24 protein-coding genes are annotated in these 26,016 nt (G+C 73.8%); 14 read left to right on the plus strand and 10 right to left on the minus strand.

Annotated features, from left to right (window positions below; all coding sequences use genetic code 11):
* On the minus strand, window positions 1-827 hold an 827-nt coding region (locus M8J74_RS21325), incomplete at its 3' end, for a WD40/YVTN/BNR-like repeat-containing protein (protein WP_249837967.1).
* A gap of 267 nt (window positions 828-1,094) precedes the next feature.
* On the opposite strand from M8J74_RS21325, the gene ssgD reads away from it, so the two are divergent.
* The gene (gene ssgD / locus M8J74_RS21330; RefSeq protein WP_249837968.1) at window positions 1,095-1,511 is read left to right on the plus strand and encodes a spore wall synthesis regulator SsgD; all 417 of its coding nucleotides are present in this window, start codon (window positions 1,095-1,097) and stop codon (window positions 1,509-1,511) included.
* Window positions 1,512-1,586: 75 nt separating this feature from the next.
* Here the strand turns inward: ssgD and M8J74_RS21335 are convergent, their stop codons facing one another.
* Together M8J74_RS21335 and M8J74_RS21340 are read right to left on the minus strand one after the other, a co-directional pair.
* Window positions 1,587-2,420, minus strand: coding sequence for an isocitrate lyase/PEP mutase family protein (locus tag M8J74_RS21335; protein ID WP_249837969.1), 834 nt, complete (start codon window positions 2,418-2,420; stop codon window positions 1,587-1,589).
* Window positions 2,421-2,472: 52 nt separating this feature from the next.
* Window positions 2,473-3,099, minus strand: coding sequence for a GOLPH3/VPS74 family protein (locus M8J74_RS21340; RefSeq protein ID WP_249837970.1), 627 nt, complete (start codon window positions 3,097-3,099; stop codon window positions 2,473-2,475).
* A gap of 307 nt (window positions 3,100-3,406) precedes the next feature.
* On the opposite strand from M8J74_RS21340, the gene M8J74_RS21345 reads away from it, so the two are divergent.
* The 3 genes from M8J74_RS21345 to M8J74_RS21355 all read left to right on the plus strand — a co-directional run bounded on the left by M8J74_RS21345 (window position 3,407) and on the right by M8J74_RS21355 (window position 7,122).
* Window positions 3,407-5,020, plus strand: a complete 1,614-nt coding sequence (locus M8J74_RS21345) for an ABC-F family ATP-binding cassette domain-containing protein (RefSeq protein ID WP_249837971.1) — start codon at window positions 3,407-3,409, stop codon at window positions 5,018-5,020.
* Between the two features lie 133 nt (window positions 5,021-5,153).
* Window positions 5,154-5,930: a dimethylargininase gene (gene ddaH, locus M8J74_RS21350; RefSeq protein WP_249837972.1), complete on the plus strand. Its 777-nt coding sequence runs from the start codon at window positions 5,154-5,156 to the stop codon at window positions 5,928-5,930.
* Window positions 5,931-6,147: 217 nt separating this feature from the next.
* A complete protein-coding gene (locus tag M8J74_RS21355) occupies window positions 6,148-7,122 on the plus strand; it encodes an acyl-ACP desaturase (RefSeq protein WP_249837973.1) in 975 nt (324 codons plus the stop codon).
* Window positions 7,123-7,318: 196 nt separating this feature from the next.
* Here the strand turns inward: M8J74_RS21355 and M8J74_RS21360 are convergent, their stop codons facing one another.
* The gene (locus tag M8J74_RS21360) at window positions 7,319-10,669 is read right to left on the minus strand and encodes a hypothetical protein (RefSeq protein WP_249837974.1); all 3,351 of its coding nucleotides are present in this window, start codon (window positions 10,667-10,669) and stop codon (window positions 7,319-7,321) included.
* 46 nt (window positions 10,670-10,715) lie between these two features.
* Entirely contained in the window at window positions 10,716-10,961 is a 246-nt protein-coding gene (locus M8J74_RS21365) for a WhiB family transcriptional regulator (protein ID WP_058921881.1), read from the minus strand.
* Between the two features lie 213 nt (window positions 10,962-11,174).
* Between M8J74_RS21365 and M8J74_RS21370 the strand changes: the two genes are divergently transcribed.
* Complete coding sequence (locus tag M8J74_RS21370; protein WP_249837975.1) at window positions 11,175-11,960, plus strand: VOC family protein; 786 nt, start codon at window positions 11,175-11,177, stop codon at window positions 11,958-11,960.
* 15 nt (window positions 11,961-11,975) lie between these two features.
* Here M8J74_RS21370 and M8J74_RS21375 read toward each other — a convergent pair whose 3' ends face one another.
* The 3 genes from M8J74_RS21375 to ligD all read right to left on the minus strand — a co-directional run bounded on the left by M8J74_RS21375 (window position 11,976) and on the right by ligD (window position 15,184).
* Window positions 11,976-13,010, minus strand: a complete 1,035-nt coding sequence (locus M8J74_RS21375) for a LacI family DNA-binding transcriptional regulator (protein ID WP_249837976.1) — start codon at window positions 13,008-13,010, stop codon at window positions 11,976-11,978.
* A 130-nt stretch (window positions 13,011-13,140) separates the two neighbouring features.
* Window positions 13,141-14,115, minus strand: coding sequence for an ornithine cyclodeaminase family protein (locus M8J74_RS21380; RefSeq protein WP_249837977.1), 975 nt, complete (start codon window positions 14,113-14,115; stop codon window positions 13,141-13,143).
* Between the two features lie 52 nt (window positions 14,116-14,167).
* Entirely contained in the window at window positions 14,168-15,184 is a 1,017-nt protein-coding gene (ligD, locus tag M8J74_RS21385) for a non-homologous end-joining DNA ligase (RefSeq protein WP_249837978.1), read from the minus strand.
* A 73-nt stretch (window positions 15,185-15,257) separates the two neighbouring features.
* Between ligD and M8J74_RS21390 the strand changes: the two genes are divergently transcribed.
* Window positions 15,258-16,319, plus strand: coding sequence for an ATP-dependent DNA ligase (locus M8J74_RS21390; protein ID WP_249837979.1), 1,062 nt, complete (start codon window positions 15,258-15,260; stop codon window positions 16,317-16,319).
* 143 nt (window positions 16,320-16,462) lie between these two features.
* On the opposite strand, the gene M8J74_RS21395 is transcribed toward M8J74_RS21390, so the two are convergent.
* Window positions 16,463-17,653, minus strand: coding sequence for a zinc-dependent alcohol dehydrogenase (locus tag M8J74_RS21395; protein ID WP_249837980.1), 1,191 nt, complete (start codon window positions 17,651-17,653; stop codon window positions 16,463-16,465).
* 213 nt (window positions 17,654-17,866) lie between these two features.
* Between M8J74_RS21395 and M8J74_RS21400 the strand changes: the two genes are divergently transcribed.
* A complete protein-coding gene (locus tag M8J74_RS21400; protein WP_249838043.1) occupies window positions 17,867-18,844 on the plus strand; it encodes a DUF3048 domain-containing protein in 978 nt (325 codons plus the stop codon).
* A gap of 13 nt (window positions 18,845-18,857) precedes the next feature.
* Here the strand turns inward: M8J74_RS21400 and M8J74_RS21405 are convergent, their stop codons facing one another.
* Window positions 18,858-19,322 carry a MarR family winged helix-turn-helix transcriptional regulator gene (locus M8J74_RS21405; RefSeq protein ID WP_249837981.1) on the minus strand — a complete coding sequence of 155 codons (465 nt, stop codon included), beginning with the start codon at window positions 19,320-19,322 and terminating at the stop codon, window positions 18,858-18,860.
* A gap of 228 nt (window positions 19,323-19,550) precedes the next feature.
* Here M8J74_RS21405 and M8J74_RS21410 point away from each other — a divergent pair, with 228 nt between their 5' ends.
* From M8J74_RS21410 to pcaDC, 7 genes are read left to right on the plus strand one after another with little or no spacing between them, the layout of a single operon-like run.
* Window positions 19,551-20,306, plus strand: coding sequence for a CoA transferase subunit A (locus tag M8J74_RS21410; protein WP_249837982.1), 756 nt, complete (start codon window positions 19,551-19,553; stop codon window positions 20,304-20,306).
* A complete protein-coding gene (locus M8J74_RS21415; RefSeq protein ID WP_249837983.1) occupies window positions 20,306-20,950 on the plus strand; it encodes a CoA transferase subunit B in 645 nt (214 codons plus the stop codon). Before M8J74_RS21410 ends, M8J74_RS21415 begins: the two co-directional genes overlap by 1 nt.
* Entirely contained in the window at window positions 20,947-22,152 is a 1,206-nt protein-coding gene (locus M8J74_RS21420; RefSeq protein ID WP_249837984.1) for a thiolase family protein, read from the plus strand. The genes M8J74_RS21415 and M8J74_RS21420 overlap by 4 nt, the downstream gene beginning before the upstream one ends.
* Window positions 22,153-22,167: 15 nt before the next feature.
* Window positions 22,168-22,941, plus strand: a complete 774-nt coding sequence (pcaH, locus tag M8J74_RS21425; RefSeq protein WP_249837985.1) for a protocatechuate 3,4-dioxygenase subunit beta — start codon at window positions 22,168-22,170, stop codon at window positions 22,939-22,941.
* A 6-nt stretch (window positions 22,942-22,947) separates the two neighbouring features.
* Window positions 22,948-23,553, plus strand: a complete 606-nt coding sequence (gene pcaG, locus M8J74_RS21430; RefSeq protein ID WP_249837986.1) for a protocatechuate 3,4-dioxygenase subunit alpha — start codon at window positions 22,948-22,950, stop codon at window positions 23,551-23,553.
* The gene (gene pcaB, locus M8J74_RS21435; RefSeq protein ID WP_249837987.1) at window positions 23,550-24,884 is read left to right on the plus strand and encodes a 3-carboxy-cis,cis-muconate cycloisomerase; all 1,335 of its coding nucleotides are present in this window, start codon (window positions 23,550-23,552) and stop codon (window positions 24,882-24,884) included. The genes pcaG and pcaB overlap by 4 nt, the downstream gene beginning before the upstream one ends.
* Window positions 24,881-26,008, plus strand: coding sequence for a bifunctional 3-oxoadipate enol-lactonase/4-carboxymuconolactone decarboxylase PcaDC (pcaDC, locus tag M8J74_RS21440; RefSeq protein WP_249837988.1), 1,128 nt, complete (start codon window positions 24,881-24,883; stop codon window positions 26,006-26,008). The genes pcaB and pcaDC overlap by 4 nt, the downstream gene beginning before the upstream one ends.
* Window positions 26,009-26,016 lie beyond the last annotated feature (8 nt).

A 26,016-nucleotide genomic window follows, 5' to 3' on the forward strand; every position in this document is an offset into this window, starting at 1 on the left:
CTGACCGCGGCGGCCTGGGGGGAGGCCTGGTCGGGGCGGTAGTCGCCGCCGACGGCGAGGCCGTGGGCGCGGTCGCGGAAGGCGAGGGCGAAGACGCCCTTGGCCGGGTCGCCCGCCGGGATCGGCGTGTCGGCGGCCGTCCAGGTCAGCCCGCGGTCCGCGGAGTGCAGCACGCGTGCGCGTGCGCCGCCCCCGGTGGCCAGCCAGACGTCCGCCGGGCCCGAGGCGACCAGGCACTGTCCGCTCGCCGCGAAGCCCGCCTCCCCGTCCAGGGCGGCCGGCATGCCCGCGCTGGGCAGCACCTTCCAGGAGCGGCCGCCGTCACCGGTCGACAGGATGCGGAACCTGCCGTCCACCGGGTCGCTCATCGCGAGGCCGTGGCGGTGGTCGAAGAAGGTCATGCAGTCGTAGAAGGCCTTCGCGTCGGTGTTGCGGAAGGACTCCGTCCAGGTCGCTCCGCCGTCGTCGGTGCGGTACACGCGCGATGCCTCGCCCTCGCCGATCGCCAGCACCACCGCCCGGCGCGCGTCGAAGGCCTCGATGTCGCGGAACTGCAGGTCCGACGCGCCGGGCGGCGAGACGTTCCGCCAGCTCGCCCCGCCGTCGGTGGTCCGCAGCACCGTGCCCCGGGTGCCCGCCACCCACGCGGTGTCCCGGCCGACGGCCGACAGACCGCGGAAGCGCACCTCGGGCGCCTGAGTGTCCTTCAGCGCCCAGTGCGGTGCCGGCCACCCCCGCTCCCCCGCCTGGGCCGGTACGGCGGTCAGGGCGGCCAGCGCCACCGAACACACCGCCCCCGCGGCCACCGTGCGGAACGTGCGTCTCATCCGTCGCGTGATCACCGATCGCCTCATGGCGGGCGAAGCTAGTCCACGGCACCGGCGCCGTCCAGATGCCCACCGCGCCCCGGCGGCCCGGCGGTTCACGCCCGATGGAGCACGTCACTTCTGTGAATGAACGCGGTGACGGAGGTCACTCGAAACTCGTGTGCACGGATTCACCGATTCCGGCGTCTCTAGCAGTGCCCGGCTCAGTAGCCCGCAAGCTCGTCCAGCTCGTCTCCAGCTCGTCCAGCCGTCACAAGGGAGCAGGCGTTGTCCACCGTCATCGAGCAGCCCGTCGAGGCCCGCCTCGTCGCCGCCGCGCCGCGTATGCCGAGCATCCCGGCGACTCTTCACTACGACCGCACCGATCCGTTCGCGGTGCGCATGACCTTCCCCGCTCCCGCCACGCTGGAGGGCGTGGAGGTCTGCTGGACCTTCTCGCGGGAACTGCTCACGGCCGGCCTGGAGGGGCCGGAGGGACACGGGGACGTGCGGGTGCGGCCGTACGGGTACGAGCGGACCGTCCTGGAGTTCCACGCGCCCGAGGGGACGGCCGTGGTGCACGTGCGGTCGGAGGAGGTGCGGGCGTTCCTCGACGCGACGGGGGAGCTGGTGCCGGCCGGGCTGGAGCATCTGCACCTCGATCTGGACCACGACCTGGCCGCGTTGATGCGGGACGCCTGCTGAAGACGCGGTGCGTCGTCGGTCGGCTGCGGCTGAGTGGTGGCTTGTCGCGCGGTTCCCCGCGCCCCCTGGGGTGGGTCAGGACGTCGCCGACTCGTTGAGGGCCGTGTAGTCCAGGCCGCCCGCCAGGGAGTCGTACGTTCCCTTCTCCAGCAGTTCCCTCGCCGCCGCTCGGGCCACGGCGTACGCCGCCTGCGCCACCTCGGAACCGACGCTCACCCGCGCGACGCCCAGGGACGCCAGTTCGGTGACCGGCAGGGCTCCGGGACCCGCGAGGACGTTCAGCGGGGCGTCGATCCCCGTGGCGAGGAGTCCGATCGTGTCCGGGTCGACGGCCCCGGGGACGAAGACTCCGTCGGCGCCCGCGGCGAGGAAGGCGGCGGCCCGCTCCAGCGTGCGGTCCACTCCCCCGCCGTCCCGCAGGAACGTGTCGATCCGGGCGTTGACGAACAGCGGCACGCCTTCCGCGTCGGCGGCCTCCCGGGCGGCGGCGATCCGCTCGGCCTGCTCGGCGACCGGCCGCAGGGGGCCGGCCGCGGGCTCGTACAGCGCGTCCTCGATGTTGACGCCCACCGCGCCGGCCCCGATCACCGCGCGGATGGTGTCGGCGACCCCCGCCGCGTCCTTCGCGTAACCGCTCTCGATGTCGGCGCTGACGGGCACGCCGACCGCGGCGGCCACGCGCGCGACGGCGGCGAGCGCGGCGTCCCGGTCCAGCCGGTCGCCGTCGGCCGCGCCGAGCGCCCAGGCGAGTCCCGCGCTCGTGGTCGCGACGGCCGCGGCGCCCGCGTCGGCGACGACGCGCGCGCTCATGGCGTCCCAGGCGTTCGCCAGGACGAGCGGGTCGCCGGGGACGTGCAGGGCTCGGAAGGCGAGGGCCCGGTCGCGCCGGGGGTGCGGGTTCGTCGTCATGCCCCTCACCCAACCAGCCGCCGCGCGGCGGCGGCCGGCAGGAATCCGACCTCTACGTGAGCGCCCGGCCCGGCGTCGACAGCGCGGCGCACAGCTCGCTGAGCACGCCCCGCACCCCGCTGAGCGTGATCAGCTCCTCGACGCGGGCGTCGTGGTGGGCGCGGTCGCCGTCCGGGAACAGCGCGGGCGGGTTCGCGGCGGCCGCGAGGGCGGCGAACGCGGCCTGCCGGCCGGAGACCTCGGGCAGCCGCTCCCGCAGGATCCGCCGCGCCTCCTCCCGAAGGGCCTCCACGCGGGCCGTGTCGTGCAGTACGTGCTCCACGCTCGGGAAGACGCCGAGGACCCGCTTCTTCTCCGCCCGCAGACACCCCTCGGCGGTCAGCTGCTCGCGGGCCGCTTCGAACGTCACGCGCGCGTGCAGCGTCACCCAGTTCCGCCAGCGGTGCGGCCGGGACTCGCGGACCAGTTCCAGAAGGCCGTCGAGCACGGCGTCCGCGGCGAGGGAGTCCATGTCCACGGGCGTGGCGATGCCGTCGTCGTCGGTGAGCAGGCCGCGCAGGACCAGTTCGGTGAGGGCGCCGGCCCGCACCACGTGCGCGGCGGCCATGGCCTCGCCGCCTGGGGTGTCCCAGGCCAGCAGGCAGAGCTTGGCCGGGAGGGGGAGCGAACCGTGGGGCACGAGGTCTCCTTGGTGCGGCGAGGTCGGGGCTCACGTTAATTCGTTGACAGCCCCGCACCCCGCTCGTACGGTGTATGGCGGTTCTGTTGTCGTCGATCGGAGAAGGACGTTGCTCCTCTGAGGTCCTGAGACACCGCGTCACACCCGAGAGGTGTGTGCGCAGCGTGCGACCTCGGTGTTCGAGCCGTCCCGACGGAGCAGGGCCTTCTTCGTGCCCTCCTTCTCTCCTCGGGTCCCGCCTCCCGGGTCGCCGGTGTCTCGATACGCGTTTGCCCCTGACCGCACCACGCAATCGCGGAGGCCCCGTATGTCCACTTCCCTCACCTGTACCTCCCTGTCCTTCTCCTGGCCGGACGGCACGTCCGTCTTCGAGGGGCTCGACGTCGCGTTCGGCCCGGGCAGGACCGGGCTCGTCGGCGTGAACGGGTCGGGCAAGTCGACCCTGTTGAAACTGATCGCCGGCGAACTCGCCCCGGCCGACGGCGCCGTACGCGTCGCGGGCGAGGTCGGGCACCTCCCGCAGAACGTCACGCTCGACACGCGGCTGCGCGTCGACGAGGCGCTCGGCATCGCCGGGCGGCGGGCCGCGCTGCACGCCATCGAGGCGGGCGACGTGGCCGAGGAGCACTTCGAGACGGTCGGCGACGACTGGGACGTGGAGGAGCGCGCCCTCGCCACCCTCGGCGAGCTCGGGCTCGGCCACATCGGCCTGGACCGCACCATCGGCGAGGTGTCCGGCGGCGAGTCGGTGCTGCTGCGGCTGGCCGCGCTGCTGTTGCGCCGCCCGGACGTGCTGCTCCTGGACGAGCCGACGAACAACCTCGACCTGTACGCGCGCAGACGGCTGTACGCGGCCGTGGAGTCCTGGCCGGGTGTCATGGTCGTGGTCTCCCACGACCGTGAACTGCTCGAACTGGTCGACCAGATCGCGGATCTGCGCGCCGGGGAGGTCACCTGGTTCGGCGGCAACTTCTCCGCGTACGAGGAGGCGCTCGCCGTCGAACAGGAGGCGGCCGAGCGGATGGTGCGCGTCGCCGAGGCCGATCTGCGCAAGCAGAAACGCGAACTGGTCGACGCCCAGGTCAAGTTGGCCCGTCGCAAGCGGTACGGCCAGAAGATGTGGGACCAGAAGCGCGAGCCGAAGATCGTCATGGGGGCGCGCAAGCGCGCGGCCCAGGTGTCCGCGGGCAAGCACCGGCTCCTGCACGAGGAGCGGCTCACCGAGGCGAGGGAACGGCTCGACGACGCGGTGGAGGCCGTGCGGGACGACGACGAGATCCGCGTCGACCTGCCGTACACCGCCGTACCGCCGGGCCGGAGCGTGCTCACCCTGCGGGAGCTGGAGCTCGCCTACGGCGCGCGCGTGGCCGGCGGGCTCGACCTGCACGGTCCCGAGCGGGTGGCGCTCGTCGGGCGCAACGGCGCGGGCAAGACGACGCTGCTGCGGACGATCGCCGGGGAGCTGGCGCCGGTGTCGGGCGAGGCGCTGGCGCACGTGCCGCTGCGGTTCCTGCCGCAGCGCCTCGACGTCCTCGACGACGAGCTCTCCGTCGCCGAGAACGTGGCCCGGTTCGCGCCGGGCGCCACGAACAACGGGATCCGGGCGCGGCTGGCCCGCTTCCTGTTCCGCGGTGCCCGCGCCGACCAGAAGGCGGCGACCCTGTCCGGCGGCGAGCGCTTCCGGGCCGCGCTGGCCGCGCTGATGCTGGCCGAGCCGGCGCCGCAGCTGCTCATGCTCGACGAGCCGACGAACAACCTCGACATGGCGAGCGTGCGACAGCTCACGAGCGCCCTGGAGTCGTACGAAGGGGCGCTGATCGTGGCCAGTCACGACCTGCCGTTCCTGGAGTCGATCGGCATAACGAGGTGGCTGCTGCTCGACGGCGAGCTGCGGGAGACGACGCCGGAGGAGGTGGGGTAGCGCGTTGCGAGAGGGGCACAGCCCGGCAACGAGGGTTTTGTCCTCGCCCGTCCGGGCTGCATGATGGCGGACCGGGCCCCCGCACACCCACGGGTGCCCGGCTCCCCCGCCCCTCCGATGCGAAAGGCCCCTCGTGCCCAGCAAGAAGGCCCTCGTCCGCCGCCCCAGCCCGCGCCTCGCCGAAGGTCTGGTGACGCACATCGAGCGGGAGAAGGTCGACGCCGATCTCGCGGGCGAGCAGTGGGAGGGCTACGTCGAGGCCCTGCGGGCGCACGGCTGGGAGACGATCGAGGTCGACCCGGCCGACGACTGCCCGGACTCGGTGTTCGTCGAGGACACCGTCGTCATGTACAAGAACGTCGCGCTGATCGCGCGCTCCGGCGCCGAGTCGCGCCGGGAGGAGACGGCCGGCGTCGAGGAGGCCGTCGCCCGGCTGGGCTGCTCGGTGAACTGGATCTGGGATCCGGGCACGCTGGACGGCGGCGACGTGCTGAAGGTCGACGACACGATCTACGTCGGCCGGGGCGGGCGCACCAACGCGGCGGGCGTGCAGCAGCTGCGGGCCGCCTTCGAGCCGCTCGGGGCGCGGGTCGTGGCGGTGCCGGTGAGCCGTGTGCTGCACCTGAAGTCGGCGGTCACCGCGCTGCCCGACGGGACCGTCGTCGGGCACATCCCGAAGGTCGACCGGCCCGCGCTGTTCCCGCGCTTCCTGTCGGTGCCGGAGGAGTCCGGCGCGCACGTGGTGCTGCTCGGCGGGGACAAGCTGCTGATGGCGGCGAGCGCGCCGAAGACGGCGGAGCTGCTCGCCGACCTCGGTTTCGAGCCCGTCGTGGTCGACATCAGCGAGTTCGAGAAGCTCGAGGGATGTGTGACGTGCCTCTCGGTCCGGATGCGCGACCTGTACGCCTGACGGGTGAGCCGTTCACCGTTTCGGCCCCGGGACCTGCGGGTCCTGGGGCTTTTTGACATGGCCCCGGACGCCCGCGACAGGGCGCCTGATCAGCGATCTTTACAGCGCCCTTAACCTACGGCTTCGTAACCTACGGATTCGTAGCCTACGATCCCGTAGGTTCCGGCACCGCTCGCCGGTCAGTTCCGCTTCTGTCATGCGTCCCCCTGGAGTTCCCGTGACGATCACTTCCCCTTCCCTCGGCAGCCCCGCCGTCTGGACCGACGCCCGGCTGCTGTACGCCCTGGAGGAAGTGGTCGAGAAGGAACTCAACCGGCACCTGCAGGTCGCCAAGGACTGGATGCCGCACGAGTACGTGCCGTGGTCGGACGCCCGTAACTTCCCCGGCCTCTTCGAGGACGGCGAGGCCTGGGACAAGGAGCAGTCGAACGTCACCGAGATCGGCCGCATCGCGCTCGTGGTCAACCTCCTCACCGAGGACAACCTGCCCAGCTACCACCACGAGATCGCCTCGCTCTTCGGCCGCGACGGCGCCTGGGGCACCTGGGTGCACCGCTGGACCGCCGAGGAGGGCCGGCACGGCATCGTGATGCGCGACTACCTGCTCGCCTCACGCGCGGTGGACCCGGACCAGCTGGAGCGGTTCCGGATGGCCCACATGAGCGAGGGCTTCGAGTCGGACAACCGCCACTCCATGCTGCACTCGGTGGCCTACGTCGCCTTCCAGGAGCTCGCGACCCGCATCTCGCACCGCAACACCGGCCACCAGTCCGGCGACCCGGTCTGCGACCGCATGCTGGCCCGCATCGCGACCGACGAGAACCTGCACATGATCTTCTACCGCAACCTGCTGAAGGCCGCCTTCGAGCTCGCCCCCGACCTGACGATGCAGGCCGTGCGGGACGTCGTCGTCAACTTCCGCATGCCAGGCCACAGCATCCCCGGCTTCGAGCGGGCGGCGGCGCAGATGGCGATCGGCGAGGTCTACAACCTGCGCATCCACCACGACGACGTCATCCAGCCGGTCCTGCGCTTCCTGAAGGTCATGGAGATCGACGGTCTCGGCCCCGAGGGCCGCGCGGCCCAGGAGGAGCTCGGCCTGTTCATGGGCGGGCTGGACGCGGAGGCCCTGAAGTTCGACGAGAAGCTCGCGGCCCGCAAGGCCCGGATGGCGGCGCGCGCGGCCGGCTGAGGCCACCCGCGGCGCCATCCGAGGGCCAACCGGGCACAGAGCGGACGGCCCACACAGGCCGTCGACGCAGGGACGGCGACGCGGCACCCGCAGCCGCACGCGCCGCAGGGCCCGCCCGTCCGGGCGGATGCCCAGCACCCCGACGACGGCCAGGGCGAGCAGGAACCCGGCTGAGGCCACCCGCCGGGCCGGGCGCTCACTCGTGCGCCGTCGTCTCCTCCAGCGCCTCGTCCCGTACGTCGGCGCAGGGGTGGCGGCGCAGCGCCCGCAGCCGCTCGCGCCAGGGCGCGGGCCAGTCGGTGCGGCCGCCGAGCGCCTGGACGACGGCGAGGGCGAGCAGGCCCTCGGTGTGACCGCCGTGTCCGGTCAGCCGTACCGCCTCCGCCAGGAGCGCCTCGGCGTCGACCTGCTTCTCGTGGTGCTGCAGGCGCAGGCGCAGCGTGTGGGCGATCCGCCCGGCGAGCACGGGCCGCCCGGCGCCCACGACGGCGCACAGCCGGTCCAGGCCGGGCGGCACGGCGGTCAGGTCCAGGTGGGCGACGGCGAGCGCGGCGGCCTGCGGGACGTGGGCGTCGTACTCCCCCAGCACCTCGCTCGCGTCGAGCGCGGCGGGGCGCAGGGCCGCCGGCGCGGTCCGGGCGCCGTCGCCGAGGCATGCGGCGAGGTACGCGACGCGTCGGCGGGCGGGCCGGTCGCGGCCCTCCTCGGCGTCGGGTTCGGCGTCGGCCGGGGTCTCGGCCAGGGTCCGCAGCGCCTCGAGGAGCCGGAGGGCGCCCTCGGGGCTCGCCGACGCGGCCGTGACCAGTCCCCGGGCGGCGGCGTGCCAGGTCGTGCGCTCCGACAGGTCCGTCACGGCGCGGGCCAGTACCCCGGGCGCCTCGGGGGACCAGGCGGTCCAGCGGGCCAGGGCCGCGAAGGCGAGGTCCGCGGTCTCCGGGTCGCCGGTGCCGCTGACCTCGCGCACCAGGGCGGCGTACCGCTCCCGCCGGGGCGCGGGCAGGTCGAACGGCGTGACCCGCAGCACGGCGGCGCGCAGCACCGGTTCGGCGTCGGCGGCGTCACGCAGCAGCGCCCAGATCTCCTCGTGGGCCAGCAGCCCCGCGGTGCAGGCGACACAGGCCGCGCGCACGTCGGGGTGGGTGCCGGGGCGCGCGTAGGTCTCGGCGACCAGGCGCGCGGCCTGGGGCACCGGCAGTCGGGCGGCGGCGAGCCGCACGGCCTCCTTGCGGCTGGTCACCTTGGCGTCCGGCGTGGTGAGCACGTCCGTGAGCCGCGCGGCCAGGCGGGACGGCCGCGCGTACCGGCTCGCGCGCGTGGCCGCGTAGACGGCGACCCGGGCCCGGTCCGTGCCGGCGAGGGCCAGCAGTTCGGGCAGTGCGTCTGCGGGGCGGTCGGTGCGGGACAGCGCGGCCAGCGCCGCCTCCGCCAGGACCACGTCGGACGAGCCGGTCCAGCGGCGGACGAGCCCGGCACCGCCGTCCGGGACGTGCGCCGCCCGGGCCACGGCCTGCGCCCGCTCGTACGCGGGCAGCCCGGCGTCCCCGGCCAGGGCGGCCAACTGCCGCAGCAGGGCGGCCTGCTGGCGCGGCACCCAGCGTCGTACGTCCGCGGTCACGGGTACGGACCACGGGGTGCCCTTGGTCAGGAAGCGCCCGTGCGGCGGGGTCTCGGCGAGCAGCCCGTCCAGCAGGTCGGTGCGGCGCCGGACGAGGACGCGCAGCACGGCGGGCAGTACGGCCGCCGACGGCTCGTGGGTGAGGACGCGCGCCACCCGTTCGTCGCGTGCGGCGGGCGGCTCCAGCCACAGGTCGACGGCCGTGCGCACGGTGGAGTCGTCGCCGTACCGGACGGCCTGCCACAGCAGTTCCTGCAGCTCGGTCATGCCCGCCGCGCGGCGGCCCACGGCGCGGGCGAGGGCGAAGGCGAGGCCGTAGTCGGCCTTCTCCGCGCCGGCCTCGATCCACGGCCGCAGTGCCTCGAACACCTGGTGCTCCTGGCCGCGCCGCAGGCTGCGGTCGAGGAGGCCGAGGTCCGCGCCGCCGGTGTGGCCGGAGATCCGCACCAGGGTGCGCAGCGCCCAGTTCACCAGTTCCCTGGAGCCGCCGGCCGCGTGCTCGCGCAGCACGGCCACGGCGAGCGCGCTCAGCCGCCGCCGGGTCTCGGGCGAGGAGTCGCGGGCCTCGACGGCGTCGGCGGCGATCCGGTCCAGGTGGGGCGCGGCGTCCTCGGTGAACAGGGCCGCCCGGGTGTCGGCGAGGGCGCGCAGCGCGGCCGAGCGGACCGGGTCCTGTTCGTTGCGCAGGCGTTCCATGTCCCGCAGGACGGCGGTGACGGCGGCCGGGTCGCCCCAGCGCGCGGCGTTGCGGATCAGCAGCGGCCAGGCCTCGGCCCGGTCCTCGGCGGCCGGACGCCGGGTGGCCGCGAGCAGCCGCTCGCGCACCTCGGCGACGGGCAGGAAGGACTCGGCGAGCAGCACCGCGGTCCACCGGGCCCCGCGCTCACGGGCCCGGCCCGCCGACTCCCTTGCCACGTCGGCCGCGTGACGGCGGGTCAGGACGCCGAGGACGGTGACGTCGACGGTGTCGGAGCCCCCGCGTCCTTCGTCGACGGCGTTGTACAGCGCCTCCCTCCGGCCGGGCGGGAGCGCCTCCAGCAAGGCCGGCAGTCCGCCGTACTGCACCAACGAGCGCCCGTAGTCGACGAGTTCGGGCCGTCCGGAGCGGGCGAGACGGCGCAGGACGGCCGGGCCCAGCGTACGGAGGCCGACGTCGGCCCACGCGGGCGTGAGCAGCAGGCGCAGCACCCGGCCGGGATCGGCGGCCGCGAACCTCCCTGCCTGGCAGCGCAGTTCGTACGGCACACGGGTGGGTCCCAGCCGCTCCAGCAGCCCCAGGACCCGCGCCGGCGCGGTGGGCGTGACCGCGGCCACCGCGTGGCCGTAGCGCGTCCACCAGGTCCCGCGCAGCGCCGGCGGCAGACCGGCGAGCTGTTCCTCCAGCACGCCGAGCAGGATCTCCGGGTGCCGTTTCGCCAGTGCCGTCCACGCGCCGACGGCGTGCAGGAGCCCGGGCAGCAGCCGCTCGACGGTGCCGGCCGTGCAGCCGGGCAGCAGGCGGGCCGCCTCGGTGTCGCCCCACTCCTCGCGCAGGGTGTCGACGAGCCGGTCGGCGAGCGCGGTGCGCCCCGAGGCGACCACCGCGCGCAGCAGGTCCCGGCGCACGGTCTCGCCGGCGTCCGCGAGTCCCGTCTCGAAGGCGCTGTCCGGGACGCCCAGGCTGTCGGCCACCCGCAGTGCGTGGCCGCGTACGAAGGAGTCGGGGTCGGCGATGCGCGCGGCGACGAAACCGGCGTCGCGCCCGACGGACGCGGCGACGACGGCGAGCTGCCGGCCGTAGGTGCCCCGCGTCTCGAGCTCCTCCAGCAGCGGTCGCAGGGGTGTGGTCTCCCGGACGCGCGCGGCGAGTTCCCGCATGCGGTGCGGGTGGGGCAGCGGGTCGAGGGCGTGGAGCAGGCTCTCGGTCTGCTGCTGCGGGGTGAGGCTGACCATGCGGGGATTGTGCCCGCCCACGCGCGCGTGGCGGGCGGATTTTCGCTCAGCGCGAGGTGCGCCTGATCTCCAGCCGCTCCTTCTCCGACAGCCCGCCCCAGACGCCGAAGCGCTCGTCGTTGCGCAGCGCGTACTCCAGACAGGCGGGCCGCATCTCGCACAGGGCGCAGATGCGCTTGGCCTCGCGGACCGAACTGCCGGGCTCGGGGAAGAAGAAGTCGGCCCCGGTCTGCGCGCACAGGGCCTCGGCCTGCCAGGCGAGGTCGCCCGGGATGATGGTGTCGATGTGCATGGCGTGATCGTGCCGGGCGGCGAAAAACGTTCGCTCAACGCCCGATCAACGCCGTCGTTCACGGCCTCCGGCTCCCTTGATGGTGGCCCGCGCGCCCGCCTCGGCGCACGGCGGCGCGCGGGGACGCGGCGTGATCCGTTCCGGCGGCGATTGTCGGTGGGCGGTGCAAGACTCGGCAGTGCGGAGAACGGGACCCCTGCGAGGAGGGCGACAATGCTCACCACCGATTTCGTCAACGGCGCTCCGAACTGGATCGACGTCGGCACGTCCGACATCGACGGAGCCATCTCCTTCTACGGCGGGCTCTTCGGCTGGCAGTTCCGATCGGCGGGCCCGGACGCCGGCGGCTACGGCTTCTTCCAGCTGGACGGCAGGACGGTGGCCGGCGCCATGCAGACCGGGCCCGAGCAGGGCCCGCCGTCGTGGACCGTCTACTTCCGCTCCGCCGACGCCGATGCCACCGCCAAGGCCGCCGAGCAGTCCCACGGCAGCGTGTTCCTGCGGCCCATGGACGTGATGGGCGAGGGCCGCATGGCGGTCCTCGGGGACAAGGCGGGCGTGCCGTTCGGCATCTGGCAGCCCGGCCGGACCAAGGGCGTCGACCTGGCGAACGAGGTGGGCGCCCTGTCGTGGGTGGAGCTGTACACCCCGGACATGGCCGCGGCGGCCTGGTTCTACCACGAGACGCTCGGCCTGGAGACCTCCGCGGTGCCCTTCCCCGGCGGTACGTACACGTGCCTGAACCCCTCCGGCGGCGGCGAGGACTCCATGTTCGGCGGCATCGTCTCGCTCGCCGACGACCCGTCCGAGGACAGCCCCTACTGGCTTCCCTACTTCGAGGTCGCCGACGCCGAGGCCACGGTGGAGCGGGCGCGGGAGCTGGGCGCGACGGTGCGGATGCCGGCCACGGAGATCGAGGGCGTCGGCAGTGTGGCGCGGCTCGCGGACCCGTACGGCGCCCGCTTCGCGGTCATCAGGAGCGCGCCGCCGCAGGGCTGAGGGCGGCGGCCGGCGTCACGCCGAGGCCCGTCGCACCAGGGTGGTGGGCAGCACCACGCCGGCCGACGTGCCCTCGGCGTCCCGGTCGGTCCGGTGCCCGAGCCGGCCCAGCAGCAGCCGTGCCATCAACCGCCCCATGCCCTCGATGTCCTGACGGACCGTCGTGAGCGGCGGGTCGGCCTGCTCGGCGACGGGCAGCATGTCGTCGAAGCCGATCACGGCCACGTCCTCGGGCACCCGCCGCCCGTGCTCGCGCAGCACCCGCAGGGCCCCCACGGCGGTGAGGTCGTTCGCGGCGAAGACCGCGTCCACGTCGGGGCGCCGGTCCAGCAGCGCGCGCATCGCCCGCTCGCCGCCGGCCGGCGTGAAGTCGCTCTCCTCGACCAGCCGCGGGTCCGCGTCGGGCATGACGTCCCGGAAGCCGTCGAGCCGGTCGGCGGCGGACGTCTGGTCCAGCGGGCCGGTGATGTGCGCGACGCGGGAGCGGCCGAGGCCGACGAGGTGCCGTACGGCCTCGCGGGCGCCGCCCCGGTTGTCGCTGTCGACGTACACCGCGTCGCCGTCGCTCTCGCTCCAGCCGGGCCGTCCGCCGAACACGGTCGGCACGCCGGCGTGCTGGATCAGCCCGGGCAGCGGGTCGTCGAGGTGCAGCGAGAAGACGAGCGCGCCGTCGACGTGGCCGCCGGCGAGGTAGCGGCCGACCCGGGCGTGGTCGTCGCGGCCCTCGGTGAGCAGCAGCACGAGCTGGTTGTCGTGGGCCGTCAGCTCCTTGCTGATGCCGCGCAGCTGGAGGGCGAAGAAGGGGTCGGCGAAGACCCGGGTCTCCGGTTCGGCGATGACCACGGCGACGGCGTCGTGGCGCCGGGTGACCAGGCTGCGGGCGGCCTGGTTCGGCACGTACCCGAGTTCCTCCACGGCTCGCCGCACCCGGGTGACGAGCGCTTCGCGCACGCCGTCCCCGCCGTTGACCACACGCGAGACGGTGGCCCGCGACACGCCCGCCAGGGCGGCCACGGCCTCCAGCGTGGGGCGCGGTGCGGTCTCGGTCACTCGTGGCTCCTCGGGGGCGGGTGCCGATCAGGATAGCCCGGGCGACCGTCGAGGTGAGAGCGCTCTCGCTCCCGGCCACCGGCTGACGGCGCCGCACGGCCGCCCCGGCCTTCACGCCGGCAGTCACCCTTCACGGAGTGGACGTTCGTCGATCCCGGTCGACCGGTCCTTCGGCCAGCAGATCCACGCGCTGCCCCACGCCGTCACGGTCGGCCCGCCGGTAGGCGAGCCAGGCCAGGGCCAGGTCCTGCCAGGGGAGCCCCACCGGGGCGTAGACGGTGCGCTCGTCGGCGCTCCGTCGTCCCGGGTGTTCCCCCCGCAGCACCTCGCCCAGCTCCACGTCGGCGGCGGCCGCCGGAAGGCCCGCGGCTGCCAACGCGCCCATGTCCGCGGCGAGTTCGCGGTCGTCGACGACGAGCGTCGCGGCCTTGAGCAGATCGGCGGCCAGTTCCTGCTTGCCCGGCTCGTCCGCGCCGAGGCTGGTGACGTGCTGTCCGGGCCTGGTGTCCGCCCGCCGCAGCAGGGGCCGGCGCGACCACGTGGCCAGCAGCACCGCGTCGGCCGCCGCGGCGACCTCCGGCGCCGACCCCACGACCCGGCCGCCGTGCCGCGCGGCGAACCGTGCCGCCCGTTCGCCGTCGGTGTCGTGGACGACCGGCGCGCCGGTCCCCCGCAGTGCCGCCAGGCCCCGTACCACCAACTCGGCCTGCGCGCCCGCCCCGACCACGCCCAGCGTCCCGCCGGGCCCGGCGAGCGCGTGGGTGCCCAGGGCCGCGGCGAGGCCGGTCCGCCAGGCCGTGACCGTGGCCGAGTCCAGCAGCGCGAGCAACTCGCCGTCCCTGCCGCTGTGCAGGCAGATCACTCCGCGCAACGCGGGCCTCGCGCCGGGGAACTTGGCGTTGACCTTGACCGTGTAGGCCTCGACGCCCGGCAGCAGCCCGGGCATCAGGGCCGTGGCCGTCCCGGGAAACGGCAGGTCCGTGCGGGCCCGCTGCCCCGCGACCGGCACGTGCCGCTCCGTGCGGAACCCCTCCCGGAGGGCGTCGAGGCAGTCCTCGACGGTCAGCACGGTCACCAGGTCGGCTCGCGTCAGTACAAGTGTCACCCGCCCATGATCGGCTGGGGGGCGCGTCCGGGGCGAGGGCCCGCGGGCACCCTCAGGAGGGGTCCTTCCGCGCCCGGCTGGGCTGCACCCGTCTGGGCTCCCCCGGCATCTTGGGGTACTCGGGCGGATACGGGAGATCGCCGAGCCCGTGATCGTGCTCGTCCCGGCGCGCGAGGTCCAGCAGGGCGTCGAGGGAGTAGCGGTGGTCGTCCATGTCGGCGTGCACGTCGCCGAGTTCGGCGAAGCGCGCGGGCATGGTGGCGATGTCGAAGTCCCGCGGATGCGCGACGCCGACCTCGTCCCAGCGCAGGGGCGCCGAGACGGGGGCGTGCGGGCGGGGCCGTACGGAGTAGGCGGAGGCGATGGTGCGGTCGCGCGCCGTCTGGTTGTAGTCGAGGAAGATGCGCTCGCCGCGCTCCTCCTTCCACCACTTGATGGTCACGCGGTCCGGCATCCTGCGCTCCATCTCGCGGCCCACGGCGATGGCGGCGCGGCGCACCTGGGTGAAGGTCCAGCGGGGTTCGATCGGCACGAAGACATGCAGGCCGCGTCCGCCGGAGGTCTTCGGGAAGCCCTTGAGGCCGCCGAACTCGTCGAGGACGGCGCGCAGTTCGTGGGCGGCGCGCACGGCGTCGCCGTAGTCGGTGCCGGGCTGCGGGTCGAGGTCGATGCGCAGTTCGTCGGGGCGGTCGACGTCGTCGCGGCGCACCGGCCACGGGTGGAAGGTGAGCGTGCCGAACTGGGCCGCCCACAGGACGGCGGCCTCCTCCGTGGGGCACATCTCGTCGGCGCTGCGGCCGCTGGGGAAGGTGATGTGGGCGGTCGGGATCCAGTCGGGCATGTTCTTGGGCGCCCGCTTCTGGAAGAAGGACTCGCCGGTGACGCCGTCCGGGTAGCGCTCCAGGGTGGTGGGCCGGTCGCGCAGGGCGCGCAGGATGCCGGGGCCCACGGCGATGTAGTACCGGGCGAGGTCCAGCTTGGTGAATCCGCGCTCCGGGAAGAAGACCTTGTCCGGGCTGGACAGCCGGACCGTACGGCCGCCCGCTTCCAGTTCCACCGCTTCGCCCATACCGACACGGTAGGCATACCCCGTACACCTCGCATACCGGGCACAAAGCGACGTATGCGAGCAGAATCGGGGCATGGATCTCCCGGTGATGCCGCCCGTGAAGCCGATGCTCGCCAAGTCGGTGGCGAAGATCCCGCCGGGCATGCAGTACGAGGCGAAGTGGGACGGCTTCCGGGCCATCGTGTTCCGTGACGGGGCCGAGGTCGAGCTCGGCAGCCGTACGGGCAAGCCGCTCACCAGGTACTTCCCCGAGCTGGTGAGCGCGCTCGGGGAGCGGCTGCCCGAGCGGTGCGTCCTCGACGGGGAGATCGTGATCGCCCGCGACGGGCACCTCGACTTCGACGCGCTCACCGAGCGCATCCACCCGGCGGACTCACGGGTGCGGACGCTCGCCGAGCGGACCCCGTCCTCCTTCGTGGCCTTCGACCTGCTGGCCCTGGCGGACGAGTCGCTGCTGGACGTCCCGCTCACCGACCGCCGGGCGCTGCTGGAACGGGCGCTGTCCGGGGTCACCGCGCCGGTGCACCTGGCGCCGGCGACGACCGACCTGGAGGTGGCGCAGGGCTGGTTCGAGCAGTACGAGGGGGCGGGCCTGGACGGTGTCATCGCCAAGCCGCTCACGGTGCGCTACCTCCAGGACGAACGCGCCATGTTCAAGATCAAGCACGAGCGGACGGCGGACGTCGTCGTCGCGGGCTACCGCCTGCACAAGAGCGGACCCGTCGTGGGCTCGCTGCTGCTCGGCCTCTACGACGACCAGGGCCGGCTGCAGCACGTCGGTGTGTCCGCCGCCTTCCCGATGAAGCGGCGCGCGGAGCTGATCGAGGAGCTGGAGCCGCTCAGGATGGCGGACGTCGCGGGGCACCCCTGGGCGGCCTGGTCCGACGAGGCGGCGCACGAGACGGCACGGCTGCCCGGTGCGCCGAGCCGCTGGTCGGGCAAGAAGGACCTGTCCTGGGTGCCGCTCAGCCCGGAGCGGGTGGCCGAGGTGGCGTACGACCACATGGAGAACGGGGCGCGCTTCCGGCACACGGCCCGCTTCCGCCGCTGGCGCCCGGACCGGACCCCCGACAGCTGCACGTACGCGCAACTGGAGGAGCCGGTCCGCTACGACCTGGGCGAGATCCTCGGCTAGCGCCTGCCGTTTGGATCAGGTCGGCTGCAGAGGACGGTGCGTCATGGCCGCCCCGAGCGGGGTCTGGTGCGTGCAACCCGCAGAGGTGCGTGCCGGACCCAGCGACGCCGAGCCGATCCACAGGCCCTGGCGCCGCTGCCGCGTCAGGGCTGCATCAGCACCTTCACCATGCCGTCGCGCTTCTTCTGGAACGTCTCGTAGGCGTGCGGCGCCTCGCTGAGCGGCAGCCGGTGGGTGGCGAAGTCGTCGACGCCGAGCGGGTCCTCGTCCGTCAGGTACGGGATGATCTCGTCGCTCCAGCGGCGCACGTTGGCCTGCCCCATGCGCAGCTGGATCTGCTTGTCGAACATGGTGAGCATGGGCAGCGGGTCGGCCATCCCGCCGTAGACGCCGCTCAGCGAGATCGTGCCGCCCCGGCGCACCAGCTCGATCGCGGTGTAGAGGGCCGCCAGGCGGTCGACGCTGAACCGCTCGGCGAAGGGGCCGCTGATCTTGCGCGGCAGCATGGCCGCGGCCTGCTGGGCCAGCTTGGCCGCCGCGCTGCCGTGCGCCTCGGTGCCGACGGCGTCGATCACGGCGTCGGGGCCCCGCCCGGCTGTCTCGTCGCGGATCGCCTCGACGAGTTCCTTCTCGTTGTCGAAGTTGCGGAGGTTGTACGTCTCGACGCCACGCGCCCGCGCCCTGCGCAGCCGCTCGCCGACCAGGTCGACGCCGAACACCCGCCCGGCGCCGCGCGCCATGGCGATCCGGCAGGCCATGTCGCCGATCGGGCCGAGCCCGAGCACGGCGACGCTGCCGCCCTTGGGGACGCCCGCGTACCCGACCGCCTGCCAGGCGGTGGGCAGCACGTCCGAGAGGTAGACGAAGCGGTCGTCGGGCGGGCCCTCGGGGACCTTGATCGGCCCGAACTGGGCCTGCGGGACCCGCAGGTACTCGGCCTGCGCGCCCGGGACGGCGCCGTAGAGCCGGGTGTAGCCGAACAGGGCGGCGCCCATGCCCTCGCTGGTGACCTGGGTGGTCTCGCACTGCGTGGGCAGCCCGGTCAGGCACATCCAGCAGTTGCCACAGGCGATCTGGAACGGCACCACCACGCGGTCGCCGACCGCGAGGTCGGGGACGCCCGCCCCGACCTCCTCGACGATCCCCATGGGTTCGTGTCCGAGGATGTCGCCGGGTGTCATGAACGGGGTCAGTACCTCGTACAGGTGCAGGTCGGAGCCGCACAGGCCGGTGGACGTGATGCGGATGATCGCGTCGGTCGGCTCCTGGATCTTCGGATCGGGCACGGTGTCCACTCGTACGTCCCGCTTGCCCTGCCAGGTCACAGCCTTCATCGCGTGGCACTCCCTCCATCGCGTCGGTGAGTCCGGTGCCGCGAGCCGCCCGAGTACCCGGGCGCCTGCCGACGAAGCGCGCACGAGAGCGTTGCCGTTTGTTCGGGGCCATTCGGCCCATTCGAGGCGCGCAATCAGATTCGATCGGGTATGGCCATCGATGAACTTATAAGCGCACAATCCTTGACAAGAGATAGGTGGCCAACGGTGGACATGGGACGAATGGTGCGCAAGAGACGCGCCTCGCTGGCCGTGGCGGTGCTGGCCGCGGGAACGGCGGTGCTGGCCGCGGGATGCACGAGCGGCCACGGCCCGGCGGACGACGGTCGCGGGCGGCCGAAGTCGCCGACGGCTTCCGCGTCCCCGTCCACGCACCCCGGTTCCGTGCTCGCCGTGAAGATCGACAACGCCGGCCCCGCCCGGCCCCACACGGGCCTGCGCGACGCGGACGTCGTGTACGTCGAGCAGGTCGAGGGCGGACTGAGCCGGCTGATGGCGATCTACGCGAGCAAGCTGCCCAAGGCCGTCGGCCCGGTGCGCAGCGCCCGCGAGTCGGACCTGGAACTGCTCGGCCAGTACCACGATCCGACGCTCGCCTTCTCCGGCGCCCAGCACAAGCTGCTCCCGCTGATCGACAAGGCCCATCTGAAGGCGGAGCCGCCCGAGAAGGCCACCGACGCCTACTTCCGCGGCGGCGACCGGCCCGCACCGCACAACCTCTACCTGCGCCCCGCCCGCCTGATGCGCTCCGCCCCGGGCGCGGACGCCCTCACCAACGGCTTCCGCTTCGGCGCCGCACCGCCCGGAGGCCGGCCCGACACCTCCACCACGGTCGCCTACCCCTCCGCCCGGTTCGCCTTCCGCTGGTCGGCCGACCGCCACCGCTGGCTGGTCTCGATGGACGGGACGCCCACGGTGACGACCGACGGGCAGCCGGTGACACCGGCGACCGTCGTCGTGCAGCACGTGCGGATCCGCAAGTCCGGCTTCCGCGACTTCCTCGGCAACAACACGCCCTACACCGAGACGGTGGGCTCAGGGAAGGCGGAGGTGCTGCGGGACGGGAAGGTCTACGAGGCCGGCTGGAAGCGCGCCAAGGCCGCCGACGGCACCGACTTCACGACCGCCGACGGCAGGCCGATGAACTTCGCGAGCGGCCAGGTGTGGGTCGTGTTCGTCAGGGCCTCGTGACCGCTTCCTTCGCTCACCCCTGCGCCAGGACGGGTTCCGCGGGGTTGCGGAGCCCCTCGGCCGCGTCCGCGACCCGCTGGATGAGGTCGAAGAACACCGCCTGCTCGGCGGCGGACAGCGGGGCCAGGAAGACCTGGTTCATCCGGGCGGTGCGCACGGTCAGCTTGCGGTGGGTGCGCTCGCCGTCGTCCGTCAGCCGCAGCAGGAAACGGCGGCCGTCCCGCGGATCGCGCACCTTGTCCACCAGCCCGCGCCTGCCGAGACGGCTGATCACCTCGGCGATCGTGGAGCGGTCGAGGCCCACCCGCTCCCCCACCGTGCGCTGGTCCAGGCCCGGCTCGTCGGCGAGCGCGTTCAGGACAGCGAACTGCGGCGAGGTGATCTCCTCCGAGACCATCGCGTTCCACAGCAGGTAGTGGGCCTGCTGCAGCCGCCGGGCCAGGTGCCCGGGGTGGGTGGTGAGGTCCACCGCGGCCATGTGCGCTCCCCGAGGTCGAATGAGTTGTGCACCAGAATTGGTTGGTGCACTGAACGATACGCGCCGCCGGGCCGCCTGTCTCGGGTCCGACACCCTCTCCCGACCTCGTAAAGCTCTCAGCTCTTGACGCTGAACTGTTCCGATGGCAGCGTGAAGGAAACTTCACCGAAATACTCAGTGCCCTGATCAATTCGTCACCGGGCGCTCGGACGGGATGGGGCTTCACGGATGGACAAGGTGGTCGCCACAGCCGCGGAGGCGGTGGCCGACGTGCCGGACGGCGCGTCGCTGGCGGTGGGCGGTTTCGGCCTGAGCGGGGTGCCGAACGTGCTCATCGGGGCGCTGTACAAGCGGGGCGTGTCCGGGCTGCGGGTGGTCTCCAACAACTGCGGGGCGATGGAGACGGGGCTCGCGGTGCTGCTGGCGGCCGGGCGGATCGCGCGGGTGACCGGGTCCTACATCGGCGCCAACAAGGAGTTCGCCCGGCAGTACCTGGCCGGGGAGCTGGAGGTGGAGCTGATCCCGCAGGGCACGCTCGCCGAGCGGCTGCGGGCCGGCGGCGCGGGCATCCCCGCCTTCTACACCCCGGCCGGAGTGGGCACCCAGGTCGCCGAGGGCGGCCTGCCCTGGCGCTACGACGGCACGGGCGGGGTCGCGCTGGCCTCGCCGCCGAAGGAGGTGCGGGAGTTCGACGGCACCGAGTACGTGCTGGAGCGGGGCATCCGCACCGACTTCGCGCTGGTGCGGGCGGCGAAGGGCGACCGGCACGGGAACCTGGTGTTCAACAAGTCGACCCGGAACTTCAACCCGCTGGCCGCCATGGCGGGCAAGGTCACGATCGCCGAGGTGGAAGAGCTGGTGGAGCCCGGGGAGATCGACCCGGACGCGGTGCATCTGCCGGGCATCTTCGTCCAGCGGGTGGTGGCGCTCACGCCGGAGCAGGCGGCGGACAAGAAGATCGAGCAGCGGACGGTGAGCAGCTGATGGCCTGGACGCGAGAGCAGATGGCGGCGCGGGCCGCGCGCGAACTGCGGGACGGACAGTACGTCAACCTCGGCATCGGCCTGCCGACACTGATCCCCAACCACCTGCCCGAGGGCGTGGAGGTGATCCTGGAGTCGGAGAACGGCATCCTGGGCACCGGCCCCTACCCCGCCGACGCGGACGTCGACCCGGACCTGATCAACGCGGGGAAGGAGACGGTGACGGTCCTGCCGGGCGCGTCCTTCTTCGACTCGGCGCTGTCCTTCTCGATGATCCGCGGCGGGCACATCGACGTGGCCGTGCTGGGCGCGATGCAGGTCTCCACCAAGGGCGACCTGGCGAACTGGGCCGTTCCCGGCAAGCTGATCACCGGGATCGGCGGGGCGATGGACCTGGTGCACGGCGCCCGCACGGTCATCGTCGTGATGACCCACAGCTCCAAGGACGGCTCGCCGAAGATCCTCGACGAGTGCACGCTGCCGCTCACGGGCAAGGCGTGTGTGAACCGTGTCATCACCGATCTCGGCGTGATCGACGTGACACCGGACGGCCTGGTGTTGACCGAGGTCGCCTCAGGGGTGAGCGTCGATGACGTCGTCGCCAAGACCGGCGCGAAGCTGACTGTTGCGGAGGACCTGCTGTGAACACGGTTTACCTCGTCGACGCCGTCCGCACCCCGATCGGCCGCTACAACGGCGGCCTGGCGGCGGTGCGCCCGGACGACCTGGCCGCCCACGCGATCCGCGAACTCCTCGCCCGCACCCCCGGCCTGGACCCGGCCCGCATCGAGGACGTCTACTTCGGCAACGCCAACGGCGCGGGCGAGGAGAACCGCAACGTCGGCCGCATGGCCGCCCTGCTGGCGGGCCTGCCGACCTCCGTGCCCGGCGTCACCGTCAACCGGCTGTGCGCCTCCGGCCTGGAGGCCGTCATCCAGGCCGCCCGCGCCATCGCCGCCGGCGACGCGCACATCGCCGTGGCCGGCGGTGTGGAATCCATGACCCGGGCGCCGTACGTGCTGCCCAAGTCGGACAAGCCGTTCCCCGCCGGGCACACCGAGCTGTACTCCACCACCCTCGGCTGGCGCATGGTCAACCCGAGGATGGAACCGCAGTGGACCATCCCGCTGGGTGAATCGGCCGAGCTCATCGCCGACAAGCACAAGATCAGCCGTGAGCAGCAGGACGAGTTCGCGCTCGCCTCGCACCAGAAGGCGGCCGCCGCACAGCGGCAGGGCCTGTTCGACGCCGAGCTCGCCCCCGTCTCCCTCCCGCAGCGCAAGGGCGAGCCGGTCCTCTTCGCCGCCGACGAGTGCGTCCGCCCCGACGCCTCCCTGACCGCGATGGCGAAGCTGAAGCCGTCCTTCCGCAAGGAGAACGGCACCGTCACCGCCGGCAACGCCTCACCGCTGAACGACGGCGCGGCCGCCCTGCTGCTGGTCGACGAGGAGGGCCTGAAGGCCGTCGGCCGCGAGCCGCTCGCCCGTATCTCCGCGACCGGCGTGAACGCCCTCGACCCGGACTACTTCGGCCTGGCCCCCGTCGAGGCCGTCAACCGGGCCCTCGCCAAGGCGGGCAGGACCTTCGACGACCTGTCCGTGCTGGAGCTGAACGAGGCCTTCGCCGCCCAGGTGCTCGGCTGCGTCGCCGAGTGGCCCGAGTTCGACCCGGCGATCCTCAACCCCCAGGGCGGCGCCATCGCGCTGGGCCACCCGCTCGGCGCCTCCGGCGCCCGGCTCGCCGGCACCGTCGCCCACCAGCTGGCCCGCCGCGGCTCCGGCGTCGGCGTCGCCACCCTCTGCATCGGCGTCGGCCAGGGCCTCGCCCTCGTCCTGGAACGCCAGTAACCCCGAGGAATCCCCATGACTCTCACCCAGCACGACATCGACCAGGAGATCGCCGCCGAGCACGCGGCCTACGAGAAGCGGGTCGCCGACGGCGCGCCGGTGGAGCACCACCCGCGCCGCGACTACGCCCCGTACCGCTCCTCGGTCCTGCGCCACCCCAAGCAGCCGCCGGTCGCCATCGACGTCCGCAAGGACCCGGAGCTGGTGGAGCTGCACTCCCCCGCCTTCGGCGAGCGGGACCTCGGCGCCATCGACAACGATCTCACCCGGCAGCACACGGGCGAGCCGGTCGGCGAGCGCATCACGGTCTCGGGCCGGCTGCTGGACCGGAACGGAAAGCCCGTACGCGGCCAGCTCGTCGAGATCTGGCAGGCCAACTCGGCCGGCCGCTACGCCCACCAGCGCGAGCAGCACGACGCCCCGCTGGACCCGAACTTCACCGGTGTCGGGCGGACGATCACCGATGCCGAGGGCCGCTACCACTTCACCACGATCCAGCCCGGCCCCTACCCCTGGCGCAACCACCTCAACGCCTGGCGGCCCGCCCACATCCACTTCTCGATGTTCGGCACCGCCTTCACCCAGCGGCTGGTGACGCAGATGTACTTCCCGGCCGACCCGCTCTTCCCGTACGACCCGATCATCCAGTCGGTGACGGACGACGCGGCGCGCCAGCGGCTCGTCGCCACCTACGACCACGACCTGTCCGTGCCGGAGTTCTCCCTGGGCTACCACTGGGACATCGTGCTGGACGGCCCGAACGCCACCTGGATCGAAGAGGGACGCTGACCTGCCATGACGAAGATCGACACCAGCCGGCCGGAGAGCGTGCTGCCCACCCCCTCGCACACCGTGGGCCCCTTCTACGGCTACGCGCTGCCCTTCCGCGGCGGCGAGGACATCGCCCCCCACGGGCACCCGGACACCCTCACCGTCCACGGCTACGTCCTCGACGGCGAGGGCGAGCCGCTGCCCGACGCGTTCGTGGAGCTGTGGGGACCCGACCCGGACGGCAACGTCTCCACCACCGACGGCTCCCTGCGGCGCGACCCGGCCTCCGGCGACCACCTGGGCCGCAACGGCGTGGAGTTCACCGGCTGGGGGCGCATCCAGACCGACGCGAACGGCCACTGGTACGCACGGACCCTGCGTCCGGGCGCCCGGGGCCGCAGCGCCCCGTGCCTGAGCGCGTGCGTCTTCGCGCGCGGGCTGCTGGTGCACCTGTTCACCCGGATCTACCTGCCGGGCGACGAGGCGGCGCACGCGGCCGACCCGCTGCTCGCGGGGCTGCCGGCGGAGCGCCGCGACACGCTGATCGCGAAGGACGAGGGCCACAGCACCTACCGTTTCGACATCCGCCTTCAGGGCGAAGGCGAGACGGTCTTCCTGGAGTTCCAGTGACTTCTGCCGGTCCCGACGACCCCGGCCTGCTCGCCCCCGGGTGGGCCGGCTCCCCCGCCGCCTCCGCGACCTCCGACACGGCCTTCCTGCAGGCCCTGCTCGACGCGGAGGCGGCCCTGACCCGCGCCCAGGCCGCCCGGGGCCTCGCCCCGGCCGAGGCGGCGAGCGCGGTCACCGAGGCGGCCGACGCCGCCCGGTTCGACGTGCGCTCCCTCGCCGCGCGCGCCCGCTCCGGCGGCAATCCGGTCATCCCCCTGGTCGCCGACCTGACCGAGGGCGTGGGCGAGGAGTACGGCCCCTACGTCCACCGGGGCGCCACCAGCCAGGACGTCATGGACACGGCGATGATGCTGGTCGCCGTGCGCGCCCTGGAGCCGGCCCTGGCCGACCTCGCCCGCACCGAGCGGGCGCTGGCCCGGCTCGCCGCCGAGCACCGCGGCACCCCGATGCCGGGCCGGACGCTCACCCAGCACGCCGTGCCGACGACGTTCGGGCTGAAGGCGGCCGGCTGGCGTTCCCTGGTGCTCGACGCCCGCGACCGCCTCACCCGGGTGCGGGACTCCCTGCCCGCCCAGCTCGGCGGCGCCGCCGGGACCCTGGCCGCCTTCACCGTGTACGGCGCCGCCGACACCGCGGACCTCACCGCTGCCTTCGCAGGTGAACTCGGCCTGCGCACACCGCTCCTGCCGTGGCACACCCTGCGCACCCCGGTCGCCGACCTCGCGGGCTGCCTCGCCTTCACGGCCGGCGCGCTGGGCAAGATCGCGGCGGACGTCCTGGTCCTCGGCCGCACCGAGATCGCCGAGGTCGCGGAGGGCAGCGGCGGCGGCTCCTCGGCGATGCCGCACAAGGCCAACCCCGTGCGCTCCACCCTGATCGCGGCCGCCGCCCGGCGCGCCCCGCAGCTCGCGGCCACGCTGTACGGCGCGCTGGCCGCCGAGGACGAACGGCCCGCCGGGGCCTGGCACGCCGAGTGGGAGCCGCTGCGGGACCTGCTGCGGCTGACCGGCGGCGCCGCCCGGGACGCGGCCGAACTGACCGAGGGACTGCGGGTGAACGCGGACGCGATGCGCGAACACCTCGGCCTCACCCACGGGTTGATCGTCTCCGAGCGGCTGTCCGCCGAACTGGCCGCGGTGCTCGGCCGGGCCCGCGCCAAGGAACTGCTGACCGAGCTCGCCCGGCGGACCTACGCCGAGGGCCGCCCGCTCGGCGAACTCCTCGCCGAGCAGCCGGAGCTGAAGGACACCGACCTCGGCGAGCTCACCGACCCCGCCCGCTACACCGGCTCCGCCGAAGCCCTCACCGACCGCGCTCTGGAGCGACGTTGACCGAGAAAATCCTCAACCACCGTGCCGAGGGGCCCGCTTCCGCGCCCGCGCTGCTGCTCGGGCCCTCGCTCGGTACGTCGTACGCACTGTGGGACGAGGTCGCGCCCGAGCTGTCCGCCGCCCACCGCGTGATCCGCTGGGACCTGCCGGGGCACGGCGGGTCCGCCCCCGGCCTGATCGGCCCCGGCGCCACCGTCGGCGACCTCGCCGGCCTGGTGCTCGCACTCGCCGACTCCCTCGGCATCGAGAGGTTCGCCTACGCGGGGGTGTCGCTGGGCGGCGCCGTGGGTCTGCACCTCGCCCTGCACCACCCCGAGCGCGTCTCCTCCCTCGCCGTGATCTGCGCCTCCGCGCACTTCAACGGCCCCGGGCCCTGGCAGGAGCGGGCCGAGCGGGTGCGCCGGGAAGGCCTGGGCTGGCTCGTGGAGAACGCCCCGGCACGCTGGTTCCCCGACGGGTTCACCATCCCGGAACTGGTACGGGACCAGGCCGCGGCCGACCCCGAGGCGTACGCCGCCTGCTGTGACGCTCTGGCCGCCTACGACCTGCGCGACCGGCTCCCCGACCTCTCCGTGCGCACCCTGCTGATCGCCGGCCGCGAGGACCGGGCGACCCCGCCGCCGCACCTGCGCGAGATCGCCGACGCCGTCCCCGGCTCCACCCTCGTCGAGCTGCCGGGGGCCGGCCATCTCGCCCCCGCGCAGTGCCCCCAGGCGGTGCTCACGGCCCTGCGGGCGCACCTCGACGGCGGCGCGGAGCCCGGCATGCGGGTGCGGCGCGAGGTGCTCGGCGACGCGCACGTGGACCGCGCCCAGGCCCGCCAGACGCCGTTCACCGCCCGCTTCCAGGACTTCATCTCCCGCTACGCCTGGGGCGAGATCTGGACCGACCCGACGCTCTCCCGCCGCGAGCGCAGCATGATCACCCTGACCGCGCTGGTCGCGCACGGCCACTACGACGAACTGGCCATGCACGTGCGCGCGGCCCGCCGCAACGGGCTGACCCCCGAGGAGATCGGCGCGGTGCTGCTGCAGACGGCCGTGTACTGCGGGGTCCCGGCGGCCAACTCGGCGTTCGCCACGGCGCAGCGCGTCCTCGCCGAGGAGGCCGGGACGCAAGGGTGACCCTGCTG

This window comes from Streptomyces panaciradicis (genome assembly GCF_023516615.1).
Lineage (GTDB): Bacteria > Actinomycetota > Actinomycetes > Streptomycetales > Streptomycetaceae > Streptomyces > Streptomyces panaciradicis.